Source organism: Ectobacillus funiculus, from assembly GCF_004138295.1.
Lineage (GTDB): Bacteria > Bacillota > Bacilli > Bacillales > Bacillaceae_G > Ectobacillus > Ectobacillus funiculus.
The window spans coordinates 64,467-85,397 of record NZ_SCFM01000025.1 but is presented as its reverse complement, the minus strand read 5'-3'; the positions used below and the strand labels follow the sequence as shown (position 1 = coordinate 85,397).

The following is a 20,931-nucleotide window of genomic DNA, read 5'->3' as shown; positions in this document are numbered from 1 at the left end:
TCACTTCGAAACAATTTCTCAAATTCCTTATATTAAGAAATAATATTTTTTGTGATTCTAGTCTGTTGTCAGAATGGAATAATGTAAATCACAGTGTAAAGACTGTAATGGTTGACTGCCTCGTCGCAAAAGGATATGTAACTCGTACGGTCGGCCTGTGGGATCGGTACGTTATCCTATTGTGAACGACAGAGAAGGAGGAACCGATATTGGCAACGGATAGAAAAATGCGTGCCGGTTCGTACGTTTCTACTTAGAGGAATTGGAAGCTTGATTTTACTGTAAGAAAGTATCAATTTCCAGCTAGAAGCGAATTCGACGTAGTCAGAAACTTTAAGAATATAGTATAAGTGCAACTACGAGAAACTTTGGATAATTATTAACTCGAGAGAAGGGAAATAACACTATGCAGGCTTTATTGAAAATGCGCTGGGTGTTTCTTGCTTTATGGACTGTGTTATTAACGGTTCTCCTGATGTTTGCGCCAGATATGGAACAGCTTGTCCGCGATAAAGGAAACATTACTATCCCGAATAAGTATTCCTCCATGATCGCAAATGAGATTTTAGACCGTCATCATGCAGAGGGTGCTGATACAGTTTCGGCAGTTCTCATTTTTCATGATAAAAAGGGGATCGGCGCAAGTAAGGAGAAAGAAGTCGATACAGTATTGAATGCATTACAAAATAAACAAAAACAGCTTGGTATCGCCAAAATAACTACATATCGAGATGGGGAACAGGTTCGCCAGCAGCTCGTTTCTAAAGATAAGAAAACGATTATTACCTCGATAGAGATAGATCGAAAAGGGCGCAGCATTGCTGAAATTCGTGATGACCTAGAAAAGGCCGTCGGAAACCCCAAGATTGATCACTATTTCACAGGAGGACACTTTATCGAAGAGGATGTTATGGTTAGCTCCCAAAATGGCTTACACAAAGCAGAGATTATTACGATAATATTTATCTTGTTCGTGCTAGTGCTTGTATTTCGTTCGATTGTGACACCGCTTATTCCTCTTTTGACAGTAGGCGTATCTTATGTAGCAAGTGCGGCCATTGTGGCATATTTAGTAAATTGGTTCAATTTCCCGATTTCCACTTTTACGCAAATATTCATGGTAGCAGCCCTGTTTGGAATTGGAACGGATTACTGTATTTTGTTGCTCAGCCGTTTTAAGGAGGAGCTGCCGAAGCATGAAACAGTGACTGAGGCAATCATTAAAACGTATCAAACTGCCGGAAGAACCGTTTTATTCAGCGCATTGGCTGTTTTAATTGGCTTTGTATCTATCGCACTATCAAAATTTTCTTTATATCAATCTGCAACAGGCGTTGCAATTGGTATTGTTGTCCTGCTCGTTGCGCTCGTGACAATTGTTCCATCATTTATGTATACATTGGGACCGCGCTTATTCTGGCCAGTAAAATCCGCAAGCGGCCATAGTGAAAGTAAAATATGGGGGGCATTTGGGAATTTTTCGATCCGTAAGCCGCTCCACGCCTTATTGCTTGTTATAGTTATTGTTGTGCCTTTAGTGGTTAGCTATGATGGAAGGCTTTCTTTTAACTCATTGAATGAAATCGGAGAAGGGTATGGCTCTGTAAAAGGTTTCAACACGATTGCAGATAGCTTCGGACCCGGCAAAGTCATGCCTGTACAAGTCATTGTCGAGGGCAAGGAAAAACTTGATTCAGAAGAAGCATTGACGACAATTGAAAAAGTTAGCCGCGAGATCATGAAACTTTCTTCTGTGGAAAAAGTCCGAAGTGCCACACGTCCGCTTGGCGATCCAGTGGAAAATTTCTACGTGGCGGATCAGGCGAAAACGTTGAATGATGGGATCGGGAAAGGAACAGAGAGCTTAAATCAAATTAAAGATGGTTTGGTGGAAGCAAAAAGCTCTCTTGCAGCATCGACACCACAGTTGAATTCTGCGGCAGGAGGTGTAAATCAGCTTATTAGCGGGACAAGGCAATTGCAAAATGGTGTAGGACAGATTCAAACCGCATTAAGCCAAATAGAGAATGGGATGCGCAAAGGCTCTATAGGAGTAAGTGAAATAAAGCACAATCTTGCACTGCTGCGTCAGCAGGTAGAAAAGTCCCAATCAGAGACGAAGCAGCAAGTTGAAGAGTTTCAAAAGCTGGCGAATGCCCTTCGGCAATTAGGAAGTACATACAATGAAATTTATGAGATGTTAGATCAAGCCGCAATTAATTTGAATGTAGAGCAATTGCAGGTAATGTTTGCAGCCCTCGAACAAAATTATGAGGATTTAGGGAAGGACCCGACATATCAAGATTTAAAGAAACAAGTGTTGGGCTCAGCTGTTGGAATCAAAGATGTGGTGAAGCAGTTGAACGAAGAGATCAACACTATTGTTGCCCAAGTAAACGATAGTGAACGAATAATTTCATCTGCAATTGCTCAACAAGAGCAGCTTGCACAGGCTTTGCAAAAGCTTGAAGAAGGAGCAGCAAAGCTTGAGAGCGGAAATGCAGAGTTAGTGAACGCCCAAAACAAAGTCATTGGAAAATTGCCGGAGGTCTCGAGCGGTCTCGCGCAACTGGAAAATGGACAGAGTCAGCTCAAAGATGGCTTTGCGTCAGTCAATGAAAAGCTTGCCCTTCTTCAAAGCGGTCTCGGTCAAAGTACAGATGGACTAGGACAGATTTCAAACGGATTACATTCTGCACAAAGCTACCTAGGCGGCTTAGCGCAAGCGCCTGATAAAGAAATGGCGGGCTTCTATATTCCAAGCGAAGCGCTCGAAAGTGGAGACCTTCAGCAGGTTTTCGATAATTACTTATCCAAGGATAAAGAAGTCGCAAAGTTTGATGTGGTATTAAAATATAACCCGTATTCAGCTGAAGCACAGAACGCAACAAAGGATATCCAAGCGGTGGTAAAGCGTACGCTGGCAGATACGGATTTAAAGGATGCAGAAGTTGGGGTTTCCGGTGTATCAGCCAGCGCTGCTGATATGTTGGCTGCATCCAACAGTGACTACAAGCAAACAGTTATTTACATGCTGATTGGTATCACACTTATTCTGATTGTATTGCTTCGCTCTATCGTAATGCCATTGTACCTCATCGTATCGCTCACGCTTTGCTTCTTCAGCTCCCTGGCGATTAACGAGGTTATCTTCGTGAACATTCTTGGCTATGACGGCATTAACTGGACAATGCCATTCTTTGGCTTCGTGCTTCTGATGGCTCTTGGTGTAGATTATAGCATTTTCCTTATGGACCGCTTCAACGAGTATAAAGGAACTTCGGTAAATGAAGCGATTCTACTTGCGATGCGCAACATGGGACCGGTTATCTTCTCCGCGGTTATTATTTTGGGAGGTACGTTTGCGGCTCTGTATCCGTCGGGTGTATTATCCTTAATGCAAATCGCGACAATCGTGCTTTCAGGCTTGCTGCTGTATGTATTTGTCTTTCTGCCGTTCTTCGTGCCGGTTATGGTGAAGTTGTTTGGCAAGGCAAATTGGTTCCCGTTTGAACGGAATTTAAACAGAGAAGAAAGCAAGCGCGATATACGTATGTAAGAAAAGCGAACAAGGCAAGCCTTTTGCGGAGGTTCAGCCCGGAGCCTGCCATTGTGGGCCTTGGGAGCTAGACATCACCCCGAAAAGTTATACTTTTTTACAATGTAAGAAAAGGCACGTCAGAAATGACTGTGCCTTTTCATGTTATTTAGTTTTCTTCGTATTGTTTTCTTACTATCGTCTTTTACGGCTTAAGCCCATCGCGTTTTCCACTTTTCGAAGCTGCTTCATGGCAACCTTGTTTGCTTTCTCAGCACCGCGATCTAAAATTTCGTCAAGCTCAGGAGAACCAATCAGCTCATGATAGCGCTCTTGGATTGGTTTTATAGCATCCACGACAACTTGCGCTAAGTCACCTTTAAAATCGCCGTAGCCTTTTCCTGCGTATTGCGCCTCCAACTCCTCAATTGTTTTGCCGGAGAACGAGGAATAAATAGTAAGCAGGTTGGAAATGCCTGGTTTTTGTTCTTTATCGTATTTTACGATACCTTCAGAATCAGTAACAGCGCTTTTAATCTTTTTCTCGATGGCTTTCGGGTCATCAAGAAGACTCACCATTGATTTTTGATTTGGATCAGATTTACTCATTTTCTTCGTCGGTTCTGTTAAAGACATGACGCGGGCGCCAACCTTTGGAATGCGAATTTCTGGGATGGTAAATACTTCACGGTAACGGTTATTAAAGCGCTCTGCTAAATCACGAGTTAGCTCAATATGCTGTTTTTGGTCATCGCCGACAGGTACGATTTCTGTATTGTATAGCAGAATATCAGCTGCCATTAACGGTGGGTAAGTAAGCAGACCAGCTGAGACAGCATCCTTGCCCTTTGATTTATCTTTAAACTGTGTCATACGCTCCAATTCACCAATATAGGCGATACACTGCATAATCCAGCCAAGCTGCCCGTGCGCTGGTACCTCTGATTGCACAAATAATGTAGATTTCTCTGGATCAATTCCACATGCTACATATAAAGCAGCAAGACTGCGGATGTTTTTGCGAAGCTCTACCGAATCCTGTGGAACCGTAATCGCGTGTTGATTGACAATACAAAAATAACAATCATGTTCATTTTGCAGCTCCACAAATTGCTTCATAGCGCCTAAGTAATTGCCGATTGTAATCGTGCCGCTTGGTTGAATACCTGAAAAAATAACTGACATGTTGCAATTCCTCCCTATGTCCTAAATTTCATTTGAATTTAAGAAAGTATAAGTTTCAGGGCATTGTCTAGCTTGGCTTGCTTACTTTGGGGAATTTCCTCTCTATCAGTAAGCAGCCGATTCTGCCTTTTTAATTAGGAAATAAAGAAAACTCGCTGATTGGCAAGCCCTGCTTCCCGGACGAAGGCAGAGGCGTAGTTGCCCTTATACTGTATTCCTGCAATTCCCCACTACGTCGAATGAACTTCCAGCCGGGAATTTATATTTTCTTACAGTGTAAAGAAAACTCACCGACTAGCGAGCCCCGCCCTTGGGCGAAGACAGAGGTGTAGTTGCCTTATACTGTATTCCGAAAATTTCCGACTACGTTGAATTCACTTCCAGCGGGAAATTTATATTTTCCTACAGTGCAAAAAAGGCCCATTCGTCCCTAACAAACATAGGGACGAATGGACCGTGGTGCCACCCTAATTATTTTGCAAACGCAAAATCACTTAAATCCGGTAACGCCGGACGAAACGCCGAAGCCTACTTCAAGTTCGGTTCGGTGCTCAAAAGCCCATTCCATACCGCATCATTACTTGTTCGCACCAACCACAAGCTCTCTGAAATGACCTCAATATGTACTCTTCTTTCTCATCGCAAGACTATAAGATTCTCTATTTATTATAGCAAATATCCAATACGATGCAAGCTACACTAATACAGCAAAGCTAATTCCTATAGATAAAACGGCAAGAATCAAACCTGTAATAAGGAAAGGGTATGTGAGACGAAAGGAATAGGTTCGGTATAAAAGCTCTCGATCTGCTCTGGGGTGTTCTTCCTCTAAAAGAGCTGCTTCCTTTGCATGCGCAATCCAAAACATTTTACGGAACGCGTATCTTGTAATGTTAAACCATCCGCGTTCAAGCAGGAAAAGAAATCCCCCGATGACGCTGAAGGGAAGGGCGATATAAAACAGGCTGTTTACAAAAGGCAATAAAAAGGAGTGTTGGTGTTGAAGCAACGCGACTATACATGAAATGCCAACAGACACTCCTATTATAACACTTGTCGAAGCTATCATTCGGTTCAAAAGTGTTCCCTCCGAGCATTCTAAAAAATATTCATACTATTATATTGTACAAATAGTAACTCTTCCCATACGAAGATTAGTGAATATTTTTGTGTATTGTTTGTTCTGCATTGAATAGAGAAATACTAGAAAATAACAAGATTTTCTTTAAGGCAAGGAATTTCGTAAAGATATGGAGGTGCTGGTGTGGGACGTTATATATTTCAACGTTTCGTTTACATGCTCATTACTTTGTTTTTAATTACAACCTTTACGTTTTTCTTAATGAAGCTGCTGCCGGGTTCTCCGCTCCAGAATCAGGAAAAGCTGTCTAAGCAGCAGCAGGAAATCATCTTAGAAAAATATGGACTCAATGAACCTGTACCGGTGCAATATGTGCGTTATATGACGAATCTAATGCAAGGCGATTTAGGTATATCTTTTAAATATGATAATCGACCGGTAACAGATTTGATCGGTGCTCGAATTATTCCATCCGCACAGCTAGGATTGCAAGCTTTAGTGCTCGGTACATTAATGGGTTTGCTGCTCGGTATTTTGGCTGCACTGCGCAGCAGTACGAGTGTTGACTACGGCGCAACCGTTATTTCCGTACTAGGAATTTCTGTTCCCTCATTCGTATTCGCTGCACTGTTGCAATATTATATTGGGGTTAAGCTCGGTTGGCTTCCAGTTGCGTTTTGGAAGGGATTTGAATTTACAATTTTACCGACGATTGCTCTTTCTGTGTTTGTAACAGCGAATGTAGCCCGTTTTACGCGCACAGAGTTAATAGAGGTTATGAATTCGGATTATATTTTAACCGCAAAGGCTAAGGGGATTAGTCAGTTGGCGATTGTGGTAAAGCATGCGCTGCGCAACGCTCTAATACCGGTTATTACGATTTTAGGACCCATGATGGTGAACTTGATGACAGGTACGCTTGTAATCGAAAAGATTTTTGCAGTTCCTGGATTAGGGGAGCAGTTTGTGAATTCGATTGTATTGAATGATTATACAGTTATTATGGGGACAACGATCTTTTATAGTATATTGTTTGTTTTTGTTATTTTTATTGTGGATCTATTGTATGGGGTAATTGATCCGCGTATCCGTTTGGCGGGAGGGGAGCACTGATGGATATAAAAAACCTGTCTCTGGACTTGTTTCAGCCCGCGGACAGAAGCGTAATTGATAATGAAAGTATTGCTCGTCCCAGCTTAACATTTTGGCAGGATGCAAGACGTGGTTTAATAAAAAATAGAGGTGCTATTTTTGGATTGATTATCATCGCTATTGTTGTCTTTTTTGCAGTGTTTGGACCTGCGATGAGCAAGTATTCATATAAGGATCAAGACTTGGGACGCGCGAAGCTTCCTCCCAGAATCGAAGTATTGAAGTTTATCCCTTGGTTTGACGGTAAGGACTTTAACGAAGTAGACCAGTATAAAAAGCGCAGCATAAAAGAGGACTTTTGGTTCGGTACAGATGACCTTGGTCGTGATCTTTGGACGAGAACATGGGAGGGGACACGTGTTTCCCTTTACATTGGGTTATTAGCGGCAGTCATCGATATGCTGATTGGTGTAACATATGGCGGGATTTCTGGCTTCTATGGCGGCAGAGTTGATACGATCATGCAGCGTTTCGTCGAAGTATTAAACGGAATTCCGTATTTAATCATTGTGATTTTGTTCGTGATTATTTTAGGTTCCGGCATTGTTCCATTAACACTTGCCATGGTTGTAACGGGATGGATTAACATGTCCCGTATTGTACGCGGTCAAGTGCTCAAGCTGAAGAATCAAGAATATGTACTAGCATCCCGTACATTAGGTGCAACAAACGGCAAGTTAATTGCGAGACACTTGATTCCTAATGTAATGGGCTCCATTATCGTTATGGCGATGTTTACAATTCCGAGCGCAATTTTTACAGAGGCATTTCTTAGCTTCATTGGTCTTGGAATTCGTCCGCCTCTTGCATCCTTGGGCTCTCTTGTAAGCGACGGATATAAGTCCATCCAAACGTATCCGCATACGATGTTTATTCCGGCAGTTATAATTAGTTTGCTTATTTTAAGCTTTAATCTATTGGCAGATGGGTTGCGCGAAGCACTAGATCCAAAAATGCGTAAGTAATTAAGAAAAGCGTAGGGGTGGGCCGGAGTAAAAGGCGCTTTTTGCCTTTTGCGGAGGTTCAGCCCGGAGTCTGCCATTTTGGGCCTTGGGAGCTAGACATCCCCCGAAAAGTTAGACTTTCTTGCAGTGCAAGAAAAGCGGACACGGCCCAATTTCCTAAGGAAACAAACCAATATATGCTTTTCTGAAAAGAAAGGAGAAAATATAATGGGAAAATTACTTGAAGTAAAGGATTTATATGTCTCCTTCGATACGCATGGGGGCGAGGTTCATGCGGTTCGCGGAGTCAACTTCGAATTGGAAAAGGGAGAAACCTTAGCGATTGTAGGGGAGTCGGGATCTGGTAAATCTGTTACCTCCAAGGCTTTAATGGGGTTAATTCCTAATCCTCCAGGGCGTATTAAAAATGGAGCGATTTTATTTGATGGCCGTGATTTAACAAAGCTGGCTGAGCAGGACATGCAAGGCATTCGCGGAAAAGAGGTTGCAATGATCTTTCAGGATCCGATGACATCCTTAAACCCGACGATGACAGTAGGCAATCAGATTATGGAAGGCTTACGCAAGCATCAAAAGATGAATAAGGGGGACGCTCATGCAAGAGCGAAGGAGTTGCTTGCTCTTGTAGGAATCCCCGATCCGGATGTACGTGTGAATCAATACCCGCATCAGTTTTCTGGAGGGATGAGACAGCGTGTTGTCATCGCAATGGCGCTTGCGTGTAATCCTAGACTGTTAATTGCGGATGAACCGACGACAGCGCTTGATGTAACAATTCAAGCTCAAATTTTAGAGCTAATGAAGGATATCCAGAAAAAAACAGATGCTGGAATTATTTTCATCACTCACGATCTTGGTGTTGTAGCGAATGTAGCAGATCGTGTGGCTGTTATGTACGCAGGAAAGATTGTAGAGGTAGGCACTGTTGATGAAATCTTCTACGATCCGAAGCATCCTTATACCTGGGGACTGCTTGCATCGATGCCTAGTCCAGATGGTACTGATGAGGAGTTATATGCGATTCCAGGAACGCCTCCGGACTTGATTAAACCGCCAAAGGGTGACGCATTTGCGGCGCGTAATCCGCATGCAATGAAAATTGACTTCGAAATAGAGCCCCCTATGTTTCAGGTGAGTAATACGCATTATGCCGCAACATGGCTGCTTCATCCGAATGCTCCCAAAATAGAAGCTCCGGAGATGATTCAAAACCGTATTCGTCAGATGAAAGCAGGTAACCGAAATGGATAATAAGCGTGAAAAGATAATTGAAGTAAAAAACGTCAAGCAATATTTTAAAACGAACGGCGCTGTTATAAAGGCAATCGATGATGTTACGTTTCATATTTATAAAGGTGAAACATTTGGACTTGTAGGAGAATCTGGTTCTGGTAAATCTACTACGGGTCGAACCATCATCCGTTTATATGACGCAACAGAAGGTGAGGTTTTGTTTAAAGGCGAGAATGTGCATGGCAAGAAATCAAGAGCGGACCTGAAACGGTTTAACCGCAGGATGCAGATGATTTTCCAGGACCCGTACGCATCCTTGAATCCGCGGATGACAGTAGCTGATATTATCGCAGAAGGCATTGATATTCACGGTCTAGCAACATCGAGGGAAGATCGTATGAAGCGCGTATATGAGCTGCTAGAAACGGTAGGATTGAACCGTGAGCATGCGAACCGCTATCCGCATGAATTCTCAGGCGGTCAACGACAGCGGATTGGCATTGCCCGTGCTTTAGCGGTGGAACCAGAATTTATTATTGCAGATGAGCCAATTTCGGCGCTTGATGTTTCGATTCAAGCTCAAGTTGTCAATCTATTGAAAAAGCTGCAAAAGGAAAGGGAGTTAACCTATTTATTTATCGCTCACGATTTGTCTATGGTGAAATATATTAGTGATCGCATTGGGGTTATGTATCACGGTAAAATTGTGGAACTTGCGGAAAGTGAAGAATTATATAAAAGCCCGGTTCATCCTTATACACAATCGCTTTTATCTGCTATTCCGCTTCCAGATCCGGACTATGAGCGCAACCGCAAACGTGTTGTATATGATCCGGCGCAGCATAATTATGGAAGTGAAGAACCGAGTATGAGAGAGATTTGCCCCAATCACTGGGTGCTATGCTCAGAAGCGGAGTATAGAAAATATCAAGAGATACATAGCTAATAGAAAAGGAAGCCCTTAGTCAGAGGACTTCCTTTTCCAGCAATATTATCGTATCCCCATAGAATTTATACGTTTATAAAAAGGTATTGGTTGGTAAAATATAGAATTTTAATAATAGTAAGTTTTTCCTTTTTGTGTGACAACATTTAAAAAGCAGATCACGTGAAGCCTTATAGGATTGCTATCCAATGAATGAAAGAGGCTTTACAACGATCTAATAGGTGCGTTTTCGGTAAATTCCTTTTCCTCCAACAGCATTCCAACCTGTTTGTGTTTTTGCGGATTGGTCAACGAACTCGCGACGTTTTCTGCCGCCGAATACTTTTTCGCCAATTCCGTTTGTGATGACGCCAATCATGGCTGTAATACCGATAATAAGGACAGCTACAATGGCTAAGTCAAAGAAGTATGCTATCATCTTCATTCCCCCTTGCTTGAATGTAATCCCTTTCTTCTATTGTAGTCGAAATGAGGAGCGAAGGGAAGAAATGTTAAGGGGAAACTGCTAACGGTTCACCATTTAAACACCAGCAAGTTTTGCAGTGGGAACTTTTCTGGAAAATGAGTTAAAAAATGCAGATCTGCACGGGTATTTGTGACAAATGATTACAAAAAATTCATATTGCTACTCATTTGTATAGTTTTTGTATAAGTTATTTTCGTTTTTTTAAAAGAATTTCATGTGTATTTCTGTGGCTATGTATTGTATAATGTGTATAGAGTTGCTTATTTAAAGTAATTGTTATTTGAAAACGAGTCTCAGTTCAGGATACTGATTTTAGGTAAAAGATTTAAAAACTGTACTCATCTTAGGGAGAGTGAGTAAATGATGGTAACTTTGTATAGTTCGCCAAGCTGCACATCTTGCAGAAAAGCAAAGCTATGGTTAGAGGAAAATCATATTCCATATCGTGAGCGGAATATTTTTTCTGAGCCTCTCACAATTGAAGAAATTAAAGAGATTCTTCGCATGACAGAGAGTGGAACAGATGAGATTATTTCTACACGTTCTAAGATTTTTCAGGAATTAAACATTCAGGTAGAATCATTACCGCTTCAAGATTTATATAAAATTATTCGTGATTACCCAGGCATTTTACGCCGTCCAATCATTATTGATGAAAAGAGATTACAGGTCGGCTATAACGAGGATGAAATTCGTCGTTTCTTGCCTCGTACGGTAAGAACGTTTCAATTGCGTGAGGCTCAAAAGCTTGTGAATTAACCAACATAAAAAGTCGCTTGTCAATCGACAAGCGACTTTTTATGTTGGTGAAAAAGAGACTGTTAAAGCAGTGTCAGCAAGCTGAGAGACGTAGTTTCACTCCTGTGGCGGAAGACCTACTGTTTGTTGTGAAGACATTTGCTTTTGTGCTTCGACAACAGGATTACCTTTATGTAACTCTTGATCCTGTTTCTTCTGCATATGCCCCGTTCCAATGCTATGTTCTCCGCTCCATGATGCCTTAGATTGTACCTTTGATTTCATTGTTGCTGAGTCATTTGCCGTAAAATCTGTCAATTGAATAGCTCCTCTCATTTTATATTCATGCCTTAGGTTACCCAGGAGAATCACTTATTATATGGCGAGGTACTGAGAAATTCCATTTTAAATAAACTAATGTGAATGAGAAATAATGTTTAATTTCTTGTTTCACAGAAAGTTATGTATTTCAAAAGAAGGAAGATAATATAAACATTAATTCCTTTTTAGGGTGAAAACGTATGAATATTGACAGATGGATTTTAATAGGCTTTTCGTTTTTATGCATTATTGCAATCTGCCGTTTTCGGCAGTTTTGCTAAAATATTATGAAGCGACCACTGACAGTCTCCAAATAGGGCTGTTTTTACTTTTAAAGTATAGTTCTTCAATTTTTATAGAGAAGGCTATTTTTGTTATTTTGCAAACAAAAAGCTCCTGCTATTGAGACAGGGGCCTGGCGTTCACAGGAGCTTTTTAATAGTTTTTTATTACCAACCGTATCCGTGACCACACCAACAAGCTGCGCCAACGATAATTAATAAGATAAACAATACAACAATTAAAGCGAAGCTATTACCATGAGCATATCCACTCATATATTTATTCCTCCTTCACAATGAATATATTGAGAACAATGTAATGAAGTATCATTACAACCAGATAGAGCAGTGAATAATGTATCCTATGTTTTTTGGTAATTATTGAGCTAGGTCACACTGTAAATAGGCTTCTTAGGTTTAGTGTATAAAACTTTGTGTACATAATAGCAACTATTATTAGGTTATGTGTAACAGGCATTTTCTATAATAAACGCTAACACCAAACTACTATTCTATAGGGGGTGGTTTGAGCGGGAATACTTGTTGTGGCAGGTCCGTAGATAACAATTAGATTTCGGTTCGTAAGGCTTCTTGAAAAGGGTTGCCCATTTGTTAATACTATTTGGGTATAGGGGGATAAATTTAATCGTAATTGTCCATCACTGCTCTCCAGCTGACTATTAAAATAATCTACTTTTACATTCTGATAAGGGCTATCTTTCACCATTACAAGTGCTCGATATTGTGGTGGGTATATAAGAGGAACAGGTGCATTCCCATCATAATATCCAGTTACTCTATCTCCTACTGCCACCATTACATGGTCTACAAAGTAAGTGGTGGGTGAAACCACGAAATTTACTATTGTTCCCGACCCGTCTTCTACAGAAATTAATTTATAACAACCTTCTCCTTCGCCATTTTGCCCCATAACAAAATCACTAATCATGGTGACAGTCCCATGAAAGGAATAAAATTTTATCATTTTCATACCTCCATTGCTTTAAGGCGAGTGTGGACCGATTATCCCCCAAAAACAGTAGGTAATTACTTTGTGTACAATATGTAGCTGAAAACCTATATGACTGTGCAGGTGCCCATAAATGTTATGAAAATCTTGTATATAGTGAGAGTAAGGGCTCATACGAACAAAAAAGACCCTGATTTCCACTTTAGAGTAGAGAAAGAAGTCAGGGTTTTATTTTTCATAAGTTTTATTATTTTTTAACAGATTTTCCGGAAAGAAGTCCCCCTCCTCAAGGAGTGAGAAGGGCGTAGCCCAATGAGTAGGTGGGGGATGAATTTCCGGTAGGTGTAAGCCTACAAGACCGAGAATTGCCAGTTGTTATTATGACAAATCAGCTCCAAGTGGTTGAAGCTCACCTGTTTATACGTTTTATCTGGAACCGTAACATAATCTCCTTGTATGTTTTTTACATAACAAGTCTGTCCACTAAATCCACTAATCCAGCCAACTTGTCCAAACACACGAACTTTATCATTCAAATGCCATGAACTGACTGATTTTGTGTTCTTTTCATTCCGTTTGGATTGTGTATTTTTTTCTTTTCTGCCTTTTCTAGCGGTTGCTTCATGTAAAGAGCGTATTTTCTTCCTAAATTGTTTGATATACAGAACGTGAGCCGTATTTTCTTTGATGTTGGTGATCCCTGTAGTGGCAATGGCATCATTGTAATGTGTTTTTTCGAGTTGCAGTTCTTTTCTTCTTGGTGTAGTCATGCTCCCATATGTCATGTGAGCATCAGGGTACGTATCAAATACTCTTCTACGAAAGATGTTCATAAAGGGTCCTTCTTTGTAGCGTTTGGTTTTCTTCTTTTCAACCATCCACTTCCAAAGGATGTTCCCTTTCTGGTGGTTTTCATGGGTATGGCAATTTGTGCAAACCGTAATCAACTAGGCTTTTTCAAGCCCCCACTTTCGACCAACGGAAGTCCCTTTGTGGGAAAAACGTGTTAACGTTTAAGTGGTGGTAGTTGACGTATTCTCCATTTTAAACTGATTGCGGAACTCGGAAGGATAGCAGCCGACGAATTCTGTGAAAAGCTTAGTAAAGTGGCGGGTGCTATAATACCCAACTGCTTCTGCAACTTGTTGAACCTGCATAGTATCGTTTAATAATAACTCCTTTGCTTTCAGAATACGTGTCTTCATAATGTATTTTGTAAATGTAATACCTGTTTTTTTATGGAAAAGAGTGCTTAAATAATTAGGCGTTACATTTAGCTGTTCTGCAATCTGGCCAACACCAATATTGTTCATATAATTTTGATCGATAAATGCAATAGCTTGATCTACAAGGTCTGTTTGACGATTTTCATTTTTTTGGTTTTGGGCAAGCAGCTGACTGCCGTGATGTTGGAGCTTTTGAATCCAGGTATTCACGTCTTCTTCTGCTTGGAGTGAGCAGCCAAGCGCATAATGAAGAAAAAGGCAAATTTGTGCTTTGCTTTGTTTGCTCAGCTTTGCATTTAGAAGTGCCTTTTCGAAATCAGTTACTGTCTTCATATAGTTGAGATAGATTTCCGCTTTATAGTAGTCAGACAGTTGAATGAGAATGCAGCTCAGTTCAGTTATATGTGAGTCTGTCTGATAAGCGGATAGCTGCTCAATACCCCACTTTTTATGAATTCCTCCGATAGTTCGAAGGGCAGATAAATCTAGTATTTTGTTTATTTGCTGCTGAAAATCTTCAAATGAGGAGCAGTCGGCACTTTGGATGGCTGTAATGGCCGCATTTTCATTAGAGAAATGGATGATCATCTCATTAATCTCACCAAAATACTCTTGGATTTTTGTTTTTCCTGCTGTTTGTTTCGTATATTTCCAACAGCCAACGGTAAATACCTCTCCTGTAGGGCGTGTATAAATCGCTATTTTTGCGTCTCCTCCGATGTGTCTGTAAGCACACTGTCTTAAAGCTAGAGAGAATTGTAAGAGTATGTCTGCTTTTTGCTTTTCCTCTAGGTGACTATCTATAAAGAAAGTAGCACAAAGAAAAGCGGTGTCCATGAGTGTGTCTTGATTATTTGTATCTTCAATGGAGCTTAGCCCGTGGGCGAGAGCTATCATTTGATTCTCAAACTGTGAGTTACGAAATAATTTGTGTTTTTCATGTTTTTTCAGCCATCCTTGCAGGGCTTCTTCCAATTCTTCAGGGCTTACAGGCTTTAATAAGTAGTTGTCAGCTCCAAGGCGAATGGCTTCACGTGCATAGTTGAATTCGGAAAAACCGGTCAGAATAATCCAGCTCGTTTGGGGCGAGAGCTTTTTACCGCTCTCAATCGCTCCTAGGCCGTTTAGCTTTGGCATTTGGATGTCAATGAACACGAGATCAGGCTCATACTCCTGCACTAATGCAAGGGTTTCTTCACCATTAGCTGCTTCTCCGACGATAGATACGGGAAGTTCTAATTCCTCTAGCATGCTTCGAAGACTGGCTCTTACTAGACTTTCATCATCCGCAATCACAACTCTCATATGGTCACTTCCTTTTTTGGGATTTGAATTACAACAGCTGTTCCTTGTCCAACTTGACTGTGGATTGTAAAGGTAGAGCCGGGATAGGCCATCTTTAGTCGCACTTGAATGTTAGAAAGACCCACACTTATTTTTTCTTTCTTTTTTGTCATATCAAACCCAGCTCCATCGTCTTTAACAGAAATGCATAAAAATGCTTGACCATCTTGCTCTTCTAGGTGAGCAGAGATATGAATGGAACACGGGTGCTCTGATGCTTCCAAGCCATGGATAATCGCATTCTCAACGAGAGGCTGTAGAAGTAATTTCGGTATTTTATAGTTAGAAACAGTATCATCCAAATGGATATGAGTTGTCATCCGCTCTTGGAAGCGCATTCCCTGAAGATGACAATATTTTTCTAAGAACTTGAACTCCTCACCAAGGGTTGACCAATCAGCCTGATCTAAAGTATACCGCAGCATGGAGCTTAATGATAAAATTGCTTTTTCTAATGTTTTACGATCTCCCAGCCGGTTCAACCCAATAAATCCATTTAAGGTATTATACAGAAAATGGGGTTGAATTTGTGATTGCAGAGCACGATATTCAGCATTTCGTTGATTGAGAACCGCGCGATATTCTCTGTCAATCAAGTCGTTCACCTTTGAAATCATTGTATTGAATGCATTCCCAAGCAGGGCAATTTCATCTTGCCCGTGGGTTTGCAGACGTACATCAAAATGACCACGCTCTACTTGCTTCATGACTCGAACCATTTCCTGAAAAGGACGGAGAATCCAACGTGACAGCACAAAGAAAAGAAAGAAAGTAATGCAAACTCCGCTTACGGCAAATAAAATACCGATGGTGAACATCCAATGAACTTTAGCGGCAATTTCTGACTTTGACAGCAAAACAACCAACTTCCAATTGGAAGGCTGTATAACCTTAGAAACGACAACATAGGAGTCACGGCCATCTTTTACAACCTCAGGCTCGTCTTGAATTTGCTCACGCAATGATGCTGATAGAGTTTTACTGGAAAAAAATAAATCCCCACGGTCATCCATAATCGTGATAATGGAGCTTTTATTGTTTAAATCTATGCCTTTAATTATTTTTTCAAAGGCTCTCATATCAGCATCAGCCATTATTACAGCTAAAGGGCGTTGTGTCTCCGGATCCTTAATAAGCCGAGCCACAGAAAATACTTGAACTGGTTTGGAGTTCGTGATGTAATCCTGGACATGTGTTGGAATGAATGTAACCTTGCCATTGTTGGCTTTTGCCCGGTTATACCAATCCTGCTCCGTATAAGGGTAGTCAGCAACCTCGGTTCCACTGTTTCGCGAATGGACAAAGGAAGAACCGTTTCGTGTTGTAATGATCATAGAAAGAATGTCTTCTCTTGTAAATTGTAAATATTTTGGAAGAGATTCATAGAGAGCACGGTTTACCATGAGCTGCGTATAGGGTTCCGCTGTTTCATATTGATTACTGGCTACCTGCTGCAGAGCAAACATAATATTCTCGTTCAGGTAAGGAATAATCGTAATGCGTGATAGGTCATCCAGGTAAGTATTAATATTATTGCTTAAAGATGCCAATGTGCTTTCAGTCAGCTTCTCTGTTTCCTTTGAAATCAAATATTGGTAATAATAAGGCATGATGATGGAAATGATAAGAACAGGAATTACAATAATGATTAAGTAGAATGTAGATAGCTTAAATCGTAACGAGTAAGCGAGTTTCATAGTTGCTGCTGCACCTTCCTATTACCAGTTTGGTTGTATCTATGCCGTCTAAATGCGTAAATGTGATAAAGCGCTTTCGTTAATAAGTTTAGCAGAATAGCATTAATGGTAACAATTCTTTGTAAATATTTACATTGAAATAGAATTTAATTTCTCCATCATATAAACATATATTGGGAAGAATAGCAAGAGCATCGGAGGAAAGGATGAAAAAGGAAGAGTGGAGAAAAGAGCGCTTTCATTGTAGTTTTACGTCACATGAAAACGTGTTCAAAGGTGATAGAATACAGATAAGCAAGAGATAACGGATGGAATGAACGCAGCATTTACGGTAGCATAGGGGGATGTAAAGAGAAAAAGTTACAGTTAGTGAAACGTTCCTTATCAGACGTTATGGCTTAAACATATTAAGGGGGATTCATATGAAGAAGAAGGTTGCTACTACTCTCGTAACAATGTTATCTGCAGTTACACTCTTTGGCTGCTCAAGCGGAGAAAAATCATCCACCGAGGCGAAAGGTGATCAGGTGAAATTGACCGTTTTCAGTTCAGCAAGTGAGCAGGAAACAAAAAACGCAATGACAAAAATAACAGAGAGCTTTGAAAAGGAAAACCCAAGCATTGATGTAGAGCTTCAATTTCCAGGCCAGGATTATGAAAATATGATGAAGGTTAAAATGGCAGCAAATGATTTACCAGATGTGTTCGACACGCATGGCTGGTCTAAAATCCGCTACGGTAAGTATTTAGCTGATTTAAAGGATCAGGAGTGGGCATCTCAATTGACGGATTCAATAAAACCGGTTATTACTGATGAACAAGGAAAAGTTTATGCTTTACCGTTAAATGAAGCGAAGGATGGCATCACTTATAACGCGGAAATCTTAGAAAAATACGGAATATCAGTACCTAAAACAATGGACGAACTCATCGCAGCTGGTGAGAAAATTAAAAAAGAAAGTAACGGAAAAGTTACACCGTTTTTCTTCTCCGGAATCGATTCATCAACAATTGGACAATTCTTTGATTACTTTGCAACACCTTTATTGATTAGTCCAGAAAAGAACTACGCGGATGCTCTATTAGATGGCAAGTTTGATTGGTCCGGATGGACAGCTCTTCCTGAAAAGCTTAAGGAAATGAATGACAAAGGTTTAATTAACAAAGACGTCCTTACGGCAAAACGAAGCGATATACCTCAAATGTTTGCTAACGGAGAAGTGGCCTTTCTATTTGATGGACCTCAATCTGTCACACAAGCTAAGGAAATGAATCCGAAGGTGAAAGTTGGATATATGCCGGTACCAGCAATGGTTGCAGGCGATGAACCAGCGTTCTCAGGCGGAGAAAGATATACGATGGCTGTATGGAAGGATTCCAAGCATGTTAAAGAAGCTAAAAAGCTATTAGCGTACTTTGCTAAGACTGAAAACTTAAAAACAATGGCAGAAACTACAGGCTTACCTGCAGGCATCAAGGGTGTTAATGAGGATTTAGGCGATTTGACAAAATATTATCAAGAGTATGCTTCCACACGTGTATTCCCTTACTTTGACCGTGTATATCTGCCAAACGGTATGTGGGATGTTCTTTGCACACAAGGACAAGAACTACTTGCAGGATCGATTACGCCTAAGCAATTCTCTGAAAAAATGGAGAAAGAAGTGGAACGTTTACGCAGCCAGCAGCAAAAATAAAGAAAACTCGCCGATTGGCAAGCCCTACTTATACTGTATTCCTAAAATTTCCGACTACGTCGAATTCGCTTCTCGCTGGAAATTTATGCTTTCTTACAGTGTAAAGGAAGTCTTCATCCTGCTGATAGGATATAGAATAAAAAATTGTGAGGGTTGCTTAGATGGGTAACCCTCACATTAAAAATAGGAGTGTGGGAGAAGTGGAGGAAAAAATTGCTGTTAGAGAACGTTATATACAGCCAAAGGCAAAGAGGAAAAGCTCATTTGCCAAAATGTTTAAGGGAAGCTCCCCTTTCTGGTTAAATTTGATGTATTTACCAGCCTTGCTTTTGTTTTGTGTCTTCATTTTTTACCCTTTCATAAATGGGCTTAAAATTTCTTTTACAAACTGGGATGGTTATTCGCAAACCTTCAGTTGGGTAGGGTGGGAGAACTATCAAAGAATGTTTTCTGATCCTAATATTTTAACAGTTATTAAGAATACGCTCATTTATGGGGTCGGAAGTACATTGTTCCAAAATGTGTGCGGTTTATTGTATGCGCTTTTATTAAATCAAAGTATTAAATTCAGAGGAATTGTACGGACGATTGTATATTTGCCAGTTATTATCAGTCCTCTTATTATGGGATTCATTTGGTACTTTTTCTTTCAATTCAAAGGTGGAGCATTGAATGATATTGTTTTGCTATTCCAAGATGAACCTCTCAACCTACTAGCAGATCCTAAGCTGAATGTTTGGATTTTAACATTTGTAAACACATTCCAGTATATGGGGATTGCAATGGTTATTTATCTAGCTGGTTTGCAATCGATTCCAAGTGATTATTATGAAGCAGCTGAACTAGATGGCGCTTCTAAGTTTGGACAGTTCTGGAATGTTACCCTTCCGTTATTAATGCCATCGATTACGATTAACGTTGTTTTGAACTTAATTGGCGGTTTGAAGCTATTTGATGTCATTGTGGCGTTAACAAATGGAGGTCCGGGATATGCATCACAATCATTATCGACAATGATGTATAAAATTTATTTTGCCAGTCAGGATGCTGGCTATGCTGCATCACTAGGGAATCTGATGTTTGTACTTATTTCCGTCATTAGCATGTCAGCATTAGTTTATTTAAGAAAAAAGGAGATTGCGTGATGAAGAAAAATAAAACATGGATGCTGCCCCTCATGATTGTAATCAGCATTGCCCATATCATTCCTTTTTATCTATTGCTTACAACCTCGCTAAAGGGAATGGGGGATACAAGCTCAAAATGGCTTCTCCCTTCTTCGTGGTCTGTCGATAATTTTAAAGAAGTTTGGGAACAAGCGCATCTGCAGTCAGCTCTTTTCAATAATGTCATTATCACAGCGGTTTCTGTAGTCCTTGTCATTATTCTAGGATCATTTGCGGCCTATCCGTTAGCAAGATACAAAACTCGTTTGAATAAAAGCATGTATTTGATCTTTATTTCAGCGCTCATTGTACCGCCGCTTACTATTTTAGTACCGCTTTACAAGTTTATCGTTGACATTGGGGGAATGAACTCGTACTGGGCGATTATCCTCCTGCACGTAACCTTCAATTTACCAATGACAATCTTCTTATTTACTGGATTTATTAGCACGATTCCACAGGAGCTGGATGAGGCAGCGATGATGGATGGAATGAGCCGATTCGGGCTATTCTTCCGAATTATTATGCCGCTTTTAAAACCAGTTACGGCAACGGTAACTATTTTGACAGGGGTTAATGTTTGGAATGACTACCAATTCTCCGTCTTTTTCCTGCAAAGCACAGAGGCAAAGACGGTTACAGTTTCCCTAGCGGCGTTCTTCTCTCAATATACGAACAATGTTGGCTGGGTGGCTTCAGGGTCACTTCTAGCAGCGCTGCCAATTATCGTTTTATACTTGTTCCTGCAAAAGTATTTCATTAGCGGTTTATCGTCTGGAGCGGTAAAAGGATAATATGCGGCTGTCCAATTAAATGGGTGAGAATTGTAAATTCGCTTGGTATCTGCTAAGTTTTGCAGGATACCAAGCGAAGATATTTCAATTCGGCTATACGTTTCTACAGTGCAAAAAATCATGAAGGTAGG

General features: G+C 40.5%; 18 protein-coding genes and 1 other annotated feature. Of the genes, 9 read left to right on the top strand and 9 right to left on the bottom strand.

Going from position 1 to position 20,931, the window contains the following annotated elements; genetic code table 11:
- The first annotated feature begins 424 nt into the window (after window positions 1–424).
- Window positions 425–3,559, top strand: a complete 3,135-nt coding sequence (locus tag EP737_RS16560) for an MMPL family transporter (protein ID WP_205650958.1) — start codon at window positions 425–427, stop codon at window positions 3,557–3,559.
- Window positions 3,560–3,733: 174 nt separating this feature from the next.
- On the opposite strand, the gene trpS is transcribed toward EP737_RS16560, so the two are convergent.
- Window positions 3,734–4,723, bottom strand: coding sequence for a tryptophan--tRNA ligase (gene trpS / locus EP737_RS16555; RefSeq protein ID WP_129729075.1), 990 nt, complete (start codon window positions 4,721–4,723; stop codon window positions 3,734–3,736).
- Between the two features lie 438 nt (window positions 4,724–5,161).
- Window positions 5,162–5,372 (bottom strand) — a binding site (T-box leader).
- Window positions 5,373–5,417: 45 nt separating this feature from the next.
- Entirely contained in the window at window positions 5,418–5,792 is a 375-nt protein-coding gene (locus EP737_RS16550) for a DUF3899 domain-containing protein (RefSeq protein ID WP_129729103.1), read from the bottom strand.
- 195 nt (window positions 5,793–5,987) lie between these two features.
- Here EP737_RS16550 and opp3b point away from each other — a divergent pair, with 195 nt between their 5' ends.
- From opp3b to EP737_RS16530, 4 genes are all read left to right on the top strand, one after another.
- On the top strand, window positions 5,988–6,917 hold the full coding sequence (gene opp3b, locus EP737_RS16545; protein ID WP_129729074.1) for an oligopeptide ABC transporter permease: 930 nt from the start codon (window positions 5,988–5,990) through the stop codon (window positions 6,915–6,917).
- Window positions 6,917–7,921, top strand: coding sequence for an oligopeptide ABC transporter permease (opp3C, locus tag EP737_RS16540; protein WP_129729073.1), 1,005 nt, complete (start codon window positions 6,917–6,919; stop codon window positions 7,919–7,921). Before opp3b ends, opp3C begins: the two co-directional genes overlap by 1 nt.
- A 207-nt stretch (window positions 7,922–8,128) precedes the next feature.
- On the top strand, window positions 8,129–9,172 hold the full coding sequence (locus EP737_RS16535; protein ID WP_129729072.1) for an ABC transporter ATP-binding protein: 1,044 nt from the start codon (window positions 8,129–8,131) through the stop codon (window positions 9,170–9,172).
- Window positions 9,165–10,100, top strand: coding sequence for an ABC transporter ATP-binding protein (locus EP737_RS16530; RefSeq protein WP_129729071.1), 936 nt, complete (start codon window positions 9,165–9,167; stop codon window positions 10,098–10,100). Before EP737_RS16535 ends, EP737_RS16530 begins: the two co-directional genes overlap by 8 nt.
- 214 nt (window positions 10,101–10,314) lie before the next feature.
- Here the strand turns inward: EP737_RS16530 and EP737_RS16525 are convergent, their stop codons facing one another.
- On the bottom strand, window positions 10,315–10,518 hold the full coding sequence (locus tag EP737_RS16525) for a hypothetical protein (RefSeq protein WP_129729070.1): 204 nt from the start codon (window positions 10,516–10,518) through the stop codon (window positions 10,315–10,317).
- 411 nt (window positions 10,519–10,929) lie between these two features.
- On the opposite strand from EP737_RS16525, the gene spxA reads away from it, so the two are divergent.
- Window positions 10,930–11,325, top strand: a complete 396-nt coding sequence (spxA, locus tag EP737_RS16520) for a transcriptional regulator SpxA (protein ID WP_129729102.1) — start codon at window positions 10,930–10,932, stop codon at window positions 11,323–11,325.
- 96 nt (window positions 11,326–11,421) lie between these two features.
- Here spxA and EP737_RS16515 read toward each other — a convergent pair whose 3' ends face one another.
- The 6 genes from EP737_RS16515 to EP737_RS16490 form a co-directional block, all read right to left on the bottom strand.
- Window positions 11,422–11,622 (bottom strand): hypothetical protein, encoded by a 201-nt coding sequence (locus EP737_RS16515; protein WP_129729069.1) that lies wholly within the window; start codon window positions 11,620–11,622, stop codon window positions 11,422–11,424.
- Window positions 11,623–12,074: 452 nt separating this feature from the next.
- Complete coding sequence (locus EP737_RS16510) at window positions 12,075–12,182, bottom strand: YjcZ family sporulation protein (RefSeq protein WP_129729068.1); 108 nt, start codon at window positions 12,180–12,182, stop codon at window positions 12,075–12,077.
- 217 nt (window positions 12,183–12,399) lie between these two features.
- Window positions 12,400–12,891, bottom strand: coding sequence for a hypothetical protein (locus EP737_RS16505; RefSeq protein WP_129729067.1), 492 nt, complete (start codon window positions 12,889–12,891; stop codon window positions 12,400–12,402).
- Between the two features lie 335 nt (window positions 12,892–13,226).
- Entirely contained in the window at window positions 13,227–13,709 is a 483-nt protein-coding gene (locus tag EP737_RS16500) for a hypothetical protein (protein ID WP_129729066.1), read from the bottom strand.
- Between the two features lie 180 nt (window positions 13,710–13,889).
- Entirely contained in the window at window positions 13,890–15,407 is a 1,518-nt protein-coding gene (locus EP737_RS16495; RefSeq protein ID WP_129729065.1) for a response regulator transcription factor, read from the bottom strand.
- Window positions 15,404–17,143, bottom strand: coding sequence for a cache domain-containing sensor histidine kinase (locus EP737_RS16490; protein ID WP_129729064.1), 1,740 nt, complete (start codon window positions 17,141–17,143; stop codon window positions 15,404–15,406). The genes EP737_RS16495 and EP737_RS16490 overlap by 4 nt, the downstream gene beginning before the upstream one ends.
- 422 nt (window positions 17,144–17,565) lie before the next feature.
- Here EP737_RS16490 and EP737_RS16485 point away from each other — a divergent pair, with 422 nt between their 5' ends.
- The 3 genes from EP737_RS16485 (at window position 17,566) to EP737_RS16475 (ending at window position 20,800) form a co-directional block, all read left to right on the top strand.
- Window positions 17,566–18,840, top strand: a complete 1,275-nt coding sequence (locus EP737_RS16485; RefSeq protein WP_129729063.1) for an ABC transporter substrate-binding protein — start codon at window positions 17,566–17,568, stop codon at window positions 18,838–18,840.
- A 272-nt stretch (window positions 18,841–19,112) separates the two neighbouring features.
- Window positions 19,113–19,985, top strand: a complete 873-nt coding sequence (locus tag EP737_RS16480; protein WP_129729101.1) for a carbohydrate ABC transporter permease — start codon at window positions 19,113–19,115, stop codon at window positions 19,983–19,985.
- Complete coding sequence (locus EP737_RS16475) at window positions 19,985–20,800, top strand: carbohydrate ABC transporter permease (RefSeq protein WP_129729062.1); 816 nt, start codon at window positions 19,985–19,987, stop codon at window positions 20,798–20,800. The genes EP737_RS16480 and EP737_RS16475 overlap by 1 nt, the downstream gene beginning before the upstream one ends.
- Window positions 20,801–20,931: the final 131 nt, after the last annotated feature.

Coding starts and splice junctions, on each gene's coding strand:
- EP737_RS16560 (WP_205650958.1), top strand. CDS start 425: ATGCGCTGGGTGTTTCTTGCTTTATGGACTGTGTTATTAACGGTTCTC.
- trpS (WP_129729075.1), bottom strand. CDS start 4,723: ATGTCAGTTATTTTTTCAGGTATTCAACCAAGCGGCACGATTACAATC.
- EP737_RS16550 (WP_129729103.1), bottom strand. CDS start 5,792: ATGATAGCTTCGACAAGTGTTATAATAGGAGTGTCTGTTGGCATTTCA.
- opp3C (WP_129729073.1), top strand. CDS start 6,917: ATGGATATAAAAAACCTGTCTCTGGACTTGTTTCAGCCCGCGGACAGA.
- EP737_RS16535 (WP_129729072.1), top strand. CDS start 8,129: ATGGGAAAATTACTTGAAGTAAAGGATTTATATGTCTCCTTCGATACG.
- EP737_RS16530 (WP_129729071.1), top strand. CDS start 9,165: ATGGATAATAAGCGTGAAAAGATAATTGAAGTAAAAAACGTCAAGCAA.
- EP737_RS16525 (WP_129729070.1), bottom strand. CDS start 10,518: ATGATAGCATACTTCTTTGACTTAGCCATTGTAGCTGTCCTTATTATC.
- spxA (WP_129729102.1), top strand. CDS start 10,930: ATGGTAACTTTGTATAGTTCGCCAAGCTGCACATCTTGCAGAAAAGCA.
- EP737_RS16510 (WP_129729068.1), bottom strand. CDS start 12,182: ATGAGTGGATATGCTCATGGTAATAGCTTCGCTTTAATTGTTGTATTG.
- EP737_RS16505 (WP_129729067.1), bottom strand. CDS start 12,891: ATGATAAAATTTTATTCCTTTCATGGGACTGTCACCATGATTAGTGAT.
- EP737_RS16500 (WP_129729066.1), bottom strand. CDS start 13,709: ATGAACATCTTTCGTAGAAGAGTATTTGATACGTACCCTGATGCTCAC.
- EP737_RS16495 (WP_129729065.1), bottom strand. CDS start 15,407: ATGAGAGTTGTGATTGCGGATGATGAAAGTCTAGTAAGAGCCAGTCTT.
- EP737_RS16490 (WP_129729064.1), bottom strand. CDS start 17,143: ATGAAACTCGCTTACTCGTTACGATTTAAGCTATCTACATTCTACTTA.
- EP737_RS16485 (WP_129729063.1), top strand. CDS start 17,566: ATGAAGAAGAAGGTTGCTACTACTCTCGTAACAATGTTATCTGCAGTT.
- EP737_RS16480 (WP_129729101.1), top strand. CDS start 19,113: ATGTTTAAGGGAAGCTCCCCTTTCTGGTTAAATTTGATGTATTTACCA.
- EP737_RS16475 (WP_129729062.1), top strand. CDS start 19,985: ATGAAGAAAAATAAAACATGGATGCTGCCCCTCATGATTGTAATCAGC.